Annotated in this window: 13 protein-coding genes; 3 read left to right on the top strand and 10 right to left on the bottom strand. The window is 60.9% G+C overall.

What is annotated here, in order from left to right:
* On the bottom strand, positions 1 to 740 hold a 740-nt coding region (locus tag AC1D00_RS08420), incomplete at its 3' end, for a hypothetical protein (protein WP_477010336.1).
* Positions 737 to 1,699: a hypothetical protein gene (locus tag AC1D00_RS08415; protein ID WP_477010335.1), complete on the bottom strand. Its 963-nt coding sequence runs from the start codon at positions 1,697 to 1,699 to the stop codon at positions 737 to 739. The genes AC1D00_RS08420 and AC1D00_RS08415, both read right to left, overlap by 4 nt.
* A 129-nt stretch (positions 1,700 to 1,828) precedes the next feature.
* On the opposite strand from AC1D00_RS08415, the gene AC1D00_RS08410 reads away from it, so the two are divergent.
* Entirely contained in the window at positions 1,829 to 2,086 is a 258-nt protein-coding gene (locus AC1D00_RS08410) for a helix-turn-helix domain-containing protein (RefSeq protein ID WP_477010334.1), read from the top strand.
* Between the two features lie 3 nt (positions 2,087 to 2,089).
* Here AC1D00_RS08410 and AC1D00_RS08405 read toward each other — a convergent pair whose 3' ends face one another.
* Complete coding sequence (locus tag AC1D00_RS08405; protein ID WP_477010333.1) at positions 2,090 to 2,437, bottom strand: Hsp20 family protein; 348 nt, start codon at positions 2,435 to 2,437, stop codon at positions 2,090 to 2,092.
* Positions 2,438 to 2,875: 438 nt separating this feature from the next.
* Here AC1D00_RS08405 and AC1D00_RS08400 point away from each other — a divergent pair, with 438 nt between their 5' ends.
* Positions 2,876 to 3,487: a hypothetical protein gene (locus AC1D00_RS08400; protein WP_477010332.1), complete on the top strand. Its 612-nt coding sequence runs from the start codon at positions 2,876 to 2,878 to the stop codon at positions 3,485 to 3,487.
* On the opposite strand, the gene AC1D00_RS08395 is transcribed toward AC1D00_RS08400, so the two are convergent.
* From AC1D00_RS08395 to AC1D00_RS08380, 4 genes are all read right to left on the bottom strand, one after another.
* Positions 3,484 to 3,735 carry a hypothetical protein gene (locus AC1D00_RS08395; protein WP_477010331.1) on the bottom strand — a complete coding sequence of 84 codons (252 nt, stop codon included), beginning with the start codon at positions 3,733 to 3,735 and terminating at the stop codon, positions 3,484 to 3,486. The two genes, AC1D00_RS08400 and AC1D00_RS08395, sit on opposite strands and share 4 nt — an antisense overlap.
* Positions 3,736 to 5,321: 1,586 nt before the next feature.
* The gene (locus AC1D00_RS08390; RefSeq protein WP_477010330.1) at positions 5,322 to 6,689 is read right to left on the bottom strand and encodes an HlyD family type I secretion periplasmic adaptor subunit; all 1,368 of its coding nucleotides are present in this window, start codon (positions 6,687 to 6,689) and stop codon (positions 5,322 to 5,324) included.
* Between the two features lie 18 nt (positions 6,690 to 6,707).
* A complete protein-coding gene (locus AC1D00_RS08385; protein WP_477010338.1) occupies positions 6,708 to 7,025 on the bottom strand; it encodes a hypothetical protein in 318 nt (105 codons plus the stop codon).
* Positions 6,932 to 8,521 carry a type I secretion system permease/ATPase gene (locus AC1D00_RS08380; RefSeq protein WP_477010329.1) on the bottom strand — a complete coding sequence of 530 codons (1,590 nt, stop codon included), beginning with the start codon at positions 8,519 to 8,521 and terminating at the stop codon, positions 6,932 to 6,934. The genes AC1D00_RS08385 and AC1D00_RS08380 overlap by 94 nt, the downstream gene beginning before the upstream one ends.
* Before the next feature lie 39 nt (positions 8,522 to 8,560).
* On the opposite strand from AC1D00_RS08380, the gene AC1D00_RS08375 reads away from it, so the two are divergent.
* A complete protein-coding gene (locus AC1D00_RS08375) occupies positions 8,561 to 9,676 on the top strand; it encodes a tetratricopeptide repeat protein (RefSeq protein WP_477010328.1) in 1,116 nt (371 codons plus the stop codon).
* A gap of 425 nt (positions 9,677 to 10,101) precedes the next feature.
* On the opposite strand, the gene AC1D00_RS08370 is transcribed toward AC1D00_RS08375, so the two are convergent.
* The 3 genes from AC1D00_RS08370 to AC1D00_RS08360 form a co-directional block, all read right to left on the bottom strand.
* A complete protein-coding gene (locus tag AC1D00_RS08370; protein WP_477010337.1) occupies positions 10,102 to 10,479 on the bottom strand; it encodes a PRC-barrel domain-containing protein in 378 nt (125 codons plus the stop codon).
* Between the two features lie 907 nt (positions 10,480 to 11,386).
* On the bottom strand, positions 11,387 to 12,283 hold the full coding sequence (locus AC1D00_RS08365) for a LysR family transcriptional regulator (protein WP_477010327.1): 897 nt from the start codon (positions 12,281 to 12,283) through the stop codon (positions 11,387 to 11,389).
* A 78-nt stretch (positions 12,284 to 12,361) separates the two neighbouring features.
* On the bottom strand, positions 12,362 to 12,550 hold a 189-nt coding region (locus tag AC1D00_RS08360), incomplete at its 5' end, for a hypothetical protein (RefSeq protein WP_477010326.1).

Raw genomic sequence — 12,550 nt, 5'->3', positions numbered from 1 at the left:
ACCTCAGGCTCGACGAGGCGTTGCAGACGTTCGAGCGAACGTTCGGCACCGATCTCGTCGCTCACGGCGATCGCGAGGTCGTTGATGGTCGCACGGGCGGCCATCGAGGCGTCGATGGCGATGGGCCTCGTTCCGGTGACGGCTTCTATCACGTCGGCGAGGACCGCGGCATCGATGGGCGGAACTACGACGCGATGCTCGGCGAGCCGGAGCAAGCACTTAGGCAATCTCCCAAAGGGGGTCCCTATGCCGATGGTCGCGCAGCGCAGGCGCATGGCAGTGGCGACGGCTTCGTAGCCTTCCGCGGAAGAGGTCTTTGATTTCGGCGATTCCGTGAATATAACTGCGGATCCCCGCGTCACGTGGCTCCGGTCGTCGAGGTCGTCGCCGTCGATCAAAGGCGCGTCGCTCGCGAGCAGAAGTCGCAGGAAGCGCCGCACCGGCTTCACCAGATCGGAGTGGGGCACCTGGATAACGATGACGGCGTCCGGGTCCAGCATCTCGGCCAGCACCTCGCGCGAGGTCTCGAATGCACGGCCGAGGAGGACGGCAACCGTGGCGATCTCGGGAGTGCAAGTCTTTGCGGCCGGAAGCAGATCGCAGCTGTCATCGGAGTCGAGCTCGTCGTCCTGGTCCAAGATGGGCCGTCGTAGCCGCGAGAACCCCGCGCCACCGCGAGCGCGGTCGACGAACACCTCCTGTAGGGGCCTGGTCGAGGCGGCGAGGGCACGCAGGTTCATTCCGGCACCTCGCAGCGGGGCGGGGCCGCCGTCGCGTCGACGGCGAGCCAGCTGTCCCGGTCGATATGTTCACCGGACATCAGCTTGGCGGCGAACGCCCGGCTGCGGCAGTGGAAGTCGACCTTCAGCGTCATCTTGTCCGGCATCCCAGCGACCGGGCCGACCCATTTTTCGGCCTCCAGCATGTCACGGCGTCTCTGCTGATCGTACGACAGATCGCCCCGCGTGCGTCGCGCGTAATCCGAGCCCGCCATCACGTAGAAGCGGTTATTCCATTCGTAGCCCACCACGTGCAAATCGCGGCAATCCAGCCGGTACTCAACACCCGTCTGCAGAACGAGCGCCCTCTCCTCCTCGGAGGTTACGACCATCTCGTCCCGGTTGGTCGTCACGGAGAGTCGCGTGCGCAATGCGGGAGGGTTTCTGCGCGCCATCTCGATACGTCTGAAGCCGGCCACCGACAGCAACACTTCGGTATGGCCGACCAACTGCTCGAAATCGTCGACGATACCGAGGCCGCGTCCGAAGGGACTCTCCTTGTTGGCGAGCGGGATATCGAGATCGGTGCAGATCGCGATCAACCGAGCTTCCAGGTACGGCGCGGTGACCTTGTCGAGCGTGTCGCTGGAGCTGATGACGACATAGATCAACGTCGTGGCGCTGATGCTGTTGCCGAGCCGGTCTCCGAACTTCCGCTCGCCGTCGCCGTGACCGATGTACGTTTTCTGGACGCTATTGGGCGACGGGTCGTCGATCACATACACGCAGTAATCCCACGGCGACATACGCTCTTTGAGACGCGCGATCTCGGCGAAGGGCAGCACGAGGACCGACAGTCGCGAACCGAACGACTTGACCAGTCGCATTCCGGTCGGACTGCCGTCGACGAACACGGTAGCAGCCGTAAAGCCACGGCCGGGCGTACCCGTTGGGGCAGCGATGTGGTCGGATTGCATCAAGTGCGGCTCGCGTACTTGTAATGTCTCTTATGGGATATATATCCCATATGTCGCTATATGCAAGTGCGCCCCTGTCGCGTCGCGTCACATGCGCTATAAGGTTATCCGGATTTCGATTCGGAGCCCGCGGTGGCCAGCGACAAGATTCCCACGGGGCGCATGATACGCGCCGCCCGCGCGCTGGTAGGCGTTGAGCAGCTCGATCTCGCGCGCGAGATCGGTGTCGATCGTCGCACGGTGTCGCGGCTGGAGGCCGACACGGAGGTCCCGGTCAATCCTTTGAAAGTGGCAACTTATCGGAAGATGCGGGACGCCCTTGAGAAGCGAGGTGTGGTTTTTCTCTATGGGGGAAAGGTGCACGGCGAGGGGGTCGCGCTCAAGGAGTGATCGTCAAGCTCGGAGGCTTCGTCCGCTTGTCGATGCATCGTTGGCGTCCTCGCAAGATTGACCGAAGGTTCTCGACGACCGGACGGTGATGGATTCTTGTCCGCTTCGCACAGCGCGCTTTCGACGGCACCGACTTGGAGCGGCCGTGTTTATGGCGATGCGCTTGATGCCGGCCCGCGGGTTCTCGGACTTCGGCAGCGACATGGTCAGGACCCGTTCTTGAACAACGCCTCGGCCTTCTTCGACGTCCTCGAGCGGGATCCGCCGCTCGAAGGCGCCATAGGTACGCTCGGTGAAGTACCTGCCTTTGTCGCTGCGCTCGGCTTTCTTCTCGCTGCGGATGGCCAGCATGCCGCCGGCCAGCGGTTAACGCGATTTAACGATGTTCTGTCGACGAAGTTGTTTTTGGGCGGGCGCCGCTTATCTTTGGCGTGTCCGCCACGCTGGAGCGTGGTTGTRCAGCCAATGGAGAGGCTGCCGGACCTCCGGACTCGGGGCCACCACTTTGTGGCGAAGGCATGAAGGCTTCTCCATCGACTACCTAGCCTTCTCTCGGGACTGCGCTTGCGCACCTATGAAAATCCTCTGAAACGACGCCCCTGAGGGCGTCAATCAACGCGCAGCGTTGTGGCTGCGCGATGCGATTGGCGTCGCGGCGGCCAAGCATAGGGAGACTAGTCTTGACTAGTCCTGCGAATGACTGTCCATGCCGGCGCTGAGGAAGTCTCTGATCGTGGTCCCGACCCCTTTGACCAAGGGTCGGGACCTGACGGCTGTGACGAATCTCAATTGGACGAAAAAGCCGCAGAATTGGGTCTGGAACCCATGAAGGCCTACGTCCGCGTCGCCCGCAGGAAGAAGAAGATCTCCGACGCGGCCAAGGCCAAACGGAAGTATCGAGCCCGACGGAAGGCGGAGGGGTTCGAGCAATACGTTGTCGAGGTGCCAAACGACGCGAAGGACGCCGTCTACGAGGTTGCACAGGCGTTCGTCGCCGAGAAGGATAACAGCAAGAATCTCCGCGCGACCATCCTGTCGGTCGTTTCAAGCGAGACCCTGCTCGAGCTGATCCAATTCCTCATCGAATCCGGTGTGGACACCTTGTCGATCATCGAACTGATCAGGCGCGGAGATTTGGCCAAAATGGCCGCGATCCGCGCGGCGCGTCCTGCGCTGCTTGACGACATCGCCGGCCTGGCGAAGACCCACGACCACTTCTTCTCTGTTTTGGATTGCCTTGTTCGCCATGCGGGGGATATCTCGGACGATTCTGCCAAGGGCTTGCTGGAGGCGGCCGTCGCGGCATCCGGCTGTCCTGAGGCTCTAAGGTGCATCGAGATTCGCGAGCGAGGCGGCCTCCGTGCTCGACTCCTAGAGTGGGTACTCGGAGGCATGCACTAATCTGTGAGATATATTAGGCCAGGTGGAATCCGAATCACCGCGGCGTTGGCGCTCGGGCATTCGGCCGGCTCGCCAGCGCCCACGCCGTCGTCGGAGAAAACGAACGGCAGAGCGGCATAGTAGGTCACTTCAGACATCTGCTTCATCCTTGCGTTCGCGCGCGCCTGGGAGCCGCCGACACCTTCCTCTTGAGCTCGTCGAGTTGCGTCTCGGCCATCGATGAGCACCGCAACCTTGGCTGGGGACATTCTGGTTGCTCGACTGGCCTGACCGAGACGGCATCGCCTCGGCTTCCCGCTCGTCAGTTTCCAAGCGTCGCCAGACGTGAACTGGCGTCTCGCTCGCATCGGTGCGGGGGGACGGACAAAGGCTATCTAGCGCCGCGCGTTTCTTCAAAAGCTTTTTCGTTAATTCGTGAACTTCTCCCCGCGAAGACGAGACGACCGTACAGCACGACTGACTGACAGGCTGGCAATGCTCTATCGACTTCCGCTTTTCGAGTTCCGCGTGCAGACGCGTCGCAGGGGCTGCCGGTGGTATCTGTTCACTGGCGAGGGCCGCTTGTCATGCAAGGCTCGGAAGCAACCCGCGCGGCCGCCAGCTACCAGGCAACCCGCGCGCTGTTTCTTATGCTGCTGGGTTCGGCGCAGGGGCCGGCTACGCTGTTTAGCCGTGGGTTGAGCCGCTCGCCGGACCGGACCAAGAAAGACGAGGGCACGGGCCGCACAAGGCGGTCGCCGGTCTGAGAGAGGGCTCTCTCGTCGGCGGAAACGTGACTGGCGTGGCTTCAGGTGGTCCGAGAGGCCTTCGCGGTCGCGAACTCGCCTCAGGCTGGCCGCAGGTCGACCAGACCGTGACAGGTCAAGGCTGCGCTCTGAGGAGACGGCKGCAGGGCGCTTCGCGTGAGCAGATGACGCAATCCCATCAAGTGGTCTTCGGGGGCCAGACATCGCGACCCTCGCGCGAAACTTGGCCTGATAGAGAGCTGCGTCCGCGGCCCGCAGCAGGTCGGCCGCTCGTCTCCTTGCTCGGGCCATCGAGATGCCGACGCTCACGCCCATGCGGCCGCAGGCGGTCAGCCGCCGCGGGCCTGCCCGACGGTGTCGGCCATCCTCGCGCTCCGCGATCGCGGAAATGGATCTTTCCCGGCGACAGTGAGTCGGGCCATCTTGCCGAAACAAAAAAGAGGATCGCGATACCCTTTCGAAGTGGGGTAACGAGCTTCGCTAAACATTCCGGACCATTGCCACAGCTGCTGAGTTTCAGAATTCGACGCAAAGCTGCTGATGAACCATTCAATCCCAGGCGTGAATGCCGGCTAACTTACCCGACACAAGCTTCTTGAGGACCATCCGCGCAGCCAGCAACAAGCGATCAGCACCGCTGTGTTCTCCGCTATCGGTAAAATGCTTACGAGGGACGTCGCCTTGCGAGATTGGCTCGGACGTCGGTGCAGCGCACCTCAGAATCTAAGAGGCTGTAGCGCAACCGCCTATTCCAACATTCGGTTTCCTGCGTCCCGAGCGCAGTGAATATCTTCTAAGTTGTTGATTTTTCTTGCTGTGACCACGTTTCTATCCCCTTTTTGTTCACGGTCGTTTCACGCAATTCATTGCGATTTCGTTGCGGTGTTCTCGAGAAGACGCGCGACTCCTCCGTTCCTGGTTAGCGCCAACGCACACCACGGACGGTGACGTCATAGGTCTTTTCGGCAAGTTCGCTAAACTCGTGAAAACTCGTCACGGCGACTCCATCCTCGGATCCGAGCACGGGCAGCGCGGTCCGGCATGCCATCGTCGCAGAGCGCGCTGATATGCGGCCGCGCTCGTCCATTTCAGGTTTCGCGGAAAGCGCGGGAGAAGCTGTCGAGGACCGGCTTCATGATGTACTCGAAAAAGGTGCGCTCCCCGGTCTTGATGTAGACGTCGGCGGGCATCCCGGGCGTCGGGATGAATTCAGGCATGCGCCTTAGAATATCGTCTTGGTCCAAACGCACCCGAACGACATAGAACTCCCGACGCGTGTCGCCGTCGGAGCGGGTTTCGGTCTTCACCTGTACTTGCTCGCCCGCCAAGACGTCCGCTGACACGTAGATGACACTCGCCGCGACCATAGGCGTGATGCGCTGGTTGAGCGCGGACAGGCGCACCAGCGCCTCTTGGCCAATGCTCACGTGCGAAATGTCCTTGGGATTCACATGGGCTTCGATGATGCGCTCGTCGCCGATCGGTAGAAGCTCAAGGATCACGGCGCCGGGAGAGACGACGCCGCCTGGCGTGTGGAAGTTCTTCTTCACCACGATGCCCCGGACTGGCGAACGAACATCGATCCGGTCGACCACGTCCTGCGCGGCGCGGATCTGCTCGTCGACGTCGTCCAGATCCGCCTCGGTCTCGCGCAGCTCCTTGGTCGCATCGCGGAGCGCCGTCGCATGGAGCTGTGTTATTCTTTCATTCGCCTGAGCGATCCGCTCCTTCGCATCGGCGATGCGGCCGAGATACTCGCCGAGGTCTCCCCCGAGGCCTGCCTCGGAGCGCCGCAGTGCCAGCACATCTGACTTGCGGACCAACTGCTGACCAAGGAGCGAGTTCTTGTCCTTCAGCTCTTCGGCGAACAAGGCAATGCGCTCTTTGGTGGACTGCACTTGCGCCTGATATCCGCGAATGCTTTCCTCCAGCCCGGCAATTTGCTTCACAAGAACGCTTTCCTCGGTCATCAGACTAGCCCGGCGTGCCCCGAGTTCGGCACGTTGCCGCTCGAGAATCGCTTTGATTTCCGGATCGCGTGCGCTCTCGCGGAATGCGACCGGAGTTTCGATATGGTCCGAAGAGCTCATTTCAGCTTCAAGACGCGCTTTCATAGCGAGAAGCCGATACTTCTTCAAAACCAGTCGCCTCAGCTTGGCATTGGCAGCAGTGTCATCCATGCGAACGAGGACCTGGTTCGCCTCGACGATATCACCGTCATTGACCGCAATCTCGCGGATGATGCCGCCCTCGAAATGCTGGACGAGCTTGTTTTGTCCGGTTGCCACGAACGTGCCCGAGGCGACGACCGCACTGTTCAGTGGAGCGACTGCCGCCCAAAGACCGAAACACCCGAGCCAAACTACCAGGATGGCAAGGCCGGTGAAGATGGGCCACTTGGCGCTCAACGGAACGCCACGATACCATTCCCCGATGCGGTCGTTTTCTGCTCTCATGCTATCCTCCCGCACTAGTCACCGGCCCGAGGATTCCATGCGTTGCGGCTGTTCCGGCTTATCTCCGCCGGCCCCGCCCGGCGACCGAACCAGGCGATGCAACACGTCGGTCGGAGATCCGAATGCTTCCGCGCGCCCGGCCCGCAAGATGAGGACTTTATCCACGCTGTTCAGAAGCGCCGGGCGCAAGGTTACGACTACCGCAGTGACCCCCCGCCTCTTGGCGCGCTGCAGGGTCTCGGTCAGAGCCTGCTCGCCAGCCGCGTCGAGATTCGAATTGGGCTCGTCGAGCACCACAAGGGACGGACTACCGAAGAAAGCCCGGGCGAGCGCGATGCGCTGCTTCTGCCCTCCGGAGAGCGGCCGCGGTCGAGCACGGTCTCGTATCCTTGCGGCAGCTGGCAGACCATATCGTGAATGCCCGACAACATCGCCGCCTCATAAATGCTTGCATCAGGCAGGTCGTCGCGCATGCGGCAGATGTTCTGCTTGATGGTGCCGGGAAATAGCTCGACCTCCTGAGGCAGGTAGCCGCTATATTCCCCAAACTGGCGGCGATCCCAGTTGCGCAGCTCCGTTCCGTCCAACCTGACCTTGCCGGCGGTCGGCACCAGACAGCCCACCAGAATGCGCGCGAGCGTCGACTTGCCCGATCCGGACGGTCCGACAATGGCCAAGGATTCTCCGGGCGCCAGCTCAAGCGACACGCCATTGAGCACCGGCTCCTTCGAGCCGGGCGGCAGATACAAGACCCGATCAACACTCAGGCGCCCTTGCGGTTTGGGCAAGCGCAGCTTGGGGGTTCCGCGCTGGAACGACTCGACCGCCTGCTTGACGCGCGCGTACGCCGATCGCGCCTGCACGCAGCTGCGCCATCCCTCGATTAAACCCTCGAGCGGCTGCAGGGCGCGTCCGGCAATGATCGAAGCCGCGATCATCATACCCCCGGTGATCTCGGCGTGGAGGGCCAGATAGGCGCCAGTGCCGAGGATCGTAATCTGGGCCACGAGCCGGACGAACTTCGAAGCACCGCTAATCCAGAAGTTCCGGTCAAGTGCCTGGCTCTGCACCGTCAGCGCCGGCGCCTGCCGCTGGCCCCAATGCAGAATGCTTTCGCTCAGCATTCCCATGGCATTGATCACTTGCGAATTTCGGGCCAGTGACTCTGCCGCCGCATCAGCCTCTGCGGCGTGCAGGCCTGCCTCGCTCAGACGCTCCGAGGTCGCTTTCTGGTTGATTAGCGCAATCAGCGCAAGAGCCAAGCCCGATACGACTGCGATCCAGCCGAGATGCCGGTGAACGAGGAAAATGACTCCGAAGTAGAGGGGCGAGAGCGGCGCGTCCATCAGCAGAAGCATGATAGGGCTCGAGATGAAGCCCCGCACTTGATGAAGACTACGGATCGCCTGAATGGTCCCGCCCTCGCCGGCCCTGGCGCTATTGATGCTACTCGCCAGCACTGCGCCGCCGAGCACCGCCTCCATCTTGGTCGCAAGACGCCCCAGCACCTGCCGACGCAGAATGTCGACGATCGAGAGGATGCCGATGAACGCCAGCGCGAGAGCCGAGAGCATCAGCAGGGTCTCGAGACTGCGGCTCGTCAGCACGCGATCGGATATCTGGAACAGGTAGATCGGCAGCGTGAGCATCAGCAGATTCACAACGAGCGAAAATGCCGCGACCGCTATCAGGTTGGTGCGCGCAACCGAACGCCAGGTGGCCAGCGCGTTAACAGGTCCGACATAGTCGCGGGGTTCGCCGCCGGGCACGACACGAAGGTGATCTGCAGGATCATTGCGCGGCGGATTGTCCAGTGTCTCGACGACCGCCATGTTTGTCTCCTACTACAGGATGGCGTCGTGAGGTGCAACGTGGTCGATCGGATGAGTCGTGTCGACGATGTCAGGAGGCGGCGGCGCGGGTTTTTGGACACAGTCGGATTTCAGGGACGGATTATTGACGCTCGCGAGGTCGGTGCACAGCTCGGTGTAAGTTATGTGATGTCCGGTAGCGTTCGCAAAAGCCGCGATGCAGCGAGGATCACGGCAGAGCTGACCCGGACCGCGGACGGGATGCAGCTTTGGTCCGACAAATACGAGCTTCAGCTTGAGAATATTTTCGATATCCAGGAAGAGATGGCGAAGCAGATCGCTGCCACCATCGAACCTGAATTGTCGAAGGTAGAGCAGCAACTCGCCGCACGAAAGGCGCCCGAAAGCCTCGACGCATGGGACTGTTACCAGCGCGGGCTCTGGAATCTCTGGCGATTTACGACACCGGGATTCGACTCGGCCGAGGAATACTTCCAGCGTGCGATCGCGGCAGATCCCAAGTTCGCGCGCGGACATGATGCGCTCGCCTACGTCAACATCCAGCGCGCGCTTTATGATGATCCGAGGATACGACCGGCGCGACTGGAAACGGCGTTGCGCCAGGCACGTCTCGCGGTGATGCTTGATGAGCTCGATTGCTTCTGTCATTGCGCTCTTGGGCGAGCGCTGTGCTTGACGCGTCAGAACGACGAGGCGCTGGCCGCCATCGATACGTCGCTAGAACTCAATCCAAGTTTCGCGCAGGGATATTTTGCACAAGGTTTTAATCTGCTGTGGTGCGGGCGGGAGATCGAAGCTGAAGCGCTGCTTGATCGCGCGACGATTCTCAGTCCCCGCGACAGCCATCTATGGAGCTTTCACCACGTTCGTTCATGGACGCATTTTTCGCTCGGTGAATATGACATCGCCGTAGAATTTGCTCGAAGGGCAGCCCGGCAACCGAACGCCACGTATCGAGCGTTTTCGACGCTGGCTGCGTCCCTTGGCCGCCTGGGTGAAAAGGAGCAGGCAAATGCGGCAACCGTTGAGCTGCTACAACGCAAGCCRGATTACACGATAGAGACTGCAAGGCAGGAGCTTTTCTTTTGCAACGATCAAGGCTTCGTTGATCGTTTCGCTGAAGGACTGGCCATTGCTGGCATAACCAATCATTGAAGGCAGCAACTATACTCTGCTTGGGTGGGCGCCCCTCATGTGACCTGTCGCGATCCAGTGATTTGAAGCCAGGCAACAGCGCGGCTTCAGCTTTGCCCCTGCTGGATTCCGCTTCTGGACCATCGCGTCAGTTAGTCCGATGCAGCGGTTTGTGTTGGGGGCAAAGCCGACCTGTCGGCTGAGCGCCCGGACTTGTCAGTTTGACCCGGAGCAGACCTACGGCTGCTCCTTTGGCAACAAGGAGCCCATGCTGGCGGCCCAAGAATGTATTGGAAGCCGGGTGTTTCAGACGCTCAACAGCCTGCTTTTCCATTTCCGATAAGCGCGCGCTGACAGCCGTGCCGACCCAAGGGCTGGTCGATCAGTTGTTCAGTGGGATAGCTGGCAACACACGACTGGGAATTTTCAGAATGCGCTGCCGAGCATTATAAGCCACCGCGACGCTCCCAGTACGTCGGCGTCCCATAGTACTGGTGGGTGCGCGTTTCCCAGTCTCGATCCTGCCATGAGTCATCACTGAACTCAGGCGCGTCCCTCAGCTGTTGCTCGGTGATGTTGGTTCGAAAACCACCAAGCGACGCATCATATGTCAGAGCGGCCCACGGAATGGGATAGTGGCTGTGGCCCAAGCCCACAAATCCGCCAAAGCTCATGACAGCATAAGCCACGCGACCTGACACCTTGTCGATGATGAGGTGATCAATCTCACCGATGTTCTTTCCCTCTGCTCCATAAACCTCGGTCCCTTGAACATCTTCGCTTGAGATGCATTGATGATCCGGATGGGCTGTTGCGCGGGCCATGGCTTCGTCCGTCGTCGACATCGCTTCAAACAACCTCCAGCTCCGATCCCAGAACGGAAACCTGTATCGCGGCCTTATTTTAGGTGGGCGATTTTAGCCCCGGCGAACTCAGCCACTCTTCAATGTTGGCGCCGCTCTCGCGCGTCCGGAACGGAAGGCGCCACTCCTTTGTTCAATCGTCCAGAGAGTTCAAAGGAGAAGGGCTATGATCGCTAACAGACTTATGATCTTGAGTGCGGTGCTCGCCTTCAGCGCCAACTCGGTTTATGCCGGTCCCTGCACCACGGTGAGTCGCGATGCAGGATCAGGGAACGTCCCGGGCTATACGGGACAAACCACTGGTTCCACAGCACTGATTCCAGGCAGCAACCGCCGACATCTTCGGTGAGCAAAGCCTCGGAGAATACCGCAACGTCGTCGGAAGATGCGCAGCGCCAGATGCAGAGCCAGCCCACCGCTGCCGAACAATCAAAGGCTACCCACCCCGCACCCTCTGCGCAGTCACCGGATCGGACGGCAGGCACCGTCGAGCAGACCCGTCCCGCGCCCACTGAACAATCAAAGAAGGCAACGGCAGGCACRGCCGAGCCCGCACCGTCTCAGAAAAAGGTTACGGCGGCCGACCARGACTGCGAGTAAGCGCGCGGGTCAATGGTTTCAAGACCCAGGCTGGCGGGAAAGCGAGACAGTCTATGTTGCGGCTAAGGGCGTGCCGATTGTCGATGCTCGCGCACCTAGCCTACTTCGGCTTGTGGCCCAAAGGCGATGATCGCGATGGCCTCCGGCGTGTCAGCAGTGGAGCCCAGACCGGATATAGCGGAGACGCGTCCAAATCGACGCGAATGACCCGCAGCGGACAAAGTGGTCTGCGTGGCTCCATCGCCAAAGATGAAACTGTTTGAAGGAATCAGCTTCCAAGCTGCTCAACCACCAGATCGATGAAACGGCGAACGCGAGCTTCCAGCAGACGCTTGTTGGGATAAATCGTAACGATCTTGACCTCGTCAGCCTTGAAGCCGGGCAGAATCTTCCGCAGGCGGCCCGCACCCAAGTCATTGCTGATCAAGAAGTCTGGAAGAAGCGCAATGCCGAGGCCGGCCAGAGCGCAATGTCGGAGGGCTTCTGCGCTATCGAACCGCAGTCGGCTACGAACCGGCGCCTTGATCCAAGGGCCGCCTTCCGTTCGCAGGCGCCAGCCCTGCCTTTGATTGCGGCTGCTGAAGATCAAGCCGTCGTGGGCTGCGAGATCATCGATAGTTTGCGGCTCACCGTGATTGCTGAGATAGGCCGGCGAGGCGCAGAGTATCGCGCCATAACTGGCGACCACCCGAGAGACAAGGCGCGTATCCGGCATCGTCGTGCCAATCCGGATCGCCAGATCGAAACCTTCCTCGACAAGGTCAGTCAGACGATCCGTGAAACTCACCTCGACCTGGAGTTCCGGCCATGTCGCGACATACTTCTCTATCAGTGGCAGAACCACGACCCGGCCGAAGGCATCCGGAACGGTGAGCCGCAATATCCCGCGCGGCGTACCGCCATTCCCGGCCATGCTCGCCTCAGCCTCTTCGACGGACGCGAGAACCTGCAGCCCGCGTTCGTAGAACACGCGGCCCTCGTCCGTCACGCTAAGTGCTCGCGTCGTGCGGTTCAGGAGACGAGCGCCGATCCGATCCTCGAGACGCATCACGGCTTTGGCCGCGGCTGAGCGGGACATTCCCATTGACCGCCCCCCGGCAACGAAGCTTCCAGCATCAACGACGGCCATGAAGATAAAGATATCGTTCAAATGCCCGCGCAGCATGAGATGCCCCCAACTCGAGTGCGGCCAAGGCTTCGCTTGTGTGTCGCCCGCCATTCGCCAATCAGACGTCTATATGCATCAAGGCCGCAGCAATGTCGCGGGATACCTATCTCGGTAAGGTCGGCCTAGCAGCCTGCGCACGGCATCGCGCATCCACCACAAACTACGAGGAAAACTCAAATGATTAGCAAAGCAAAGATCTTCGACCACGGTGTCGCGTGGGAAGCAGGCAACAGCGTCACTCAGGGCTATCAGGTCAACAACACC

This window comes from Bradyrhizobium sp. P2_E8 (genome assembly GCF_056403875.1).
Note: the sequence above shows the minus strand (reverse complement) of the source record. Positions and strands in the feature narration are given on the sequence as shown.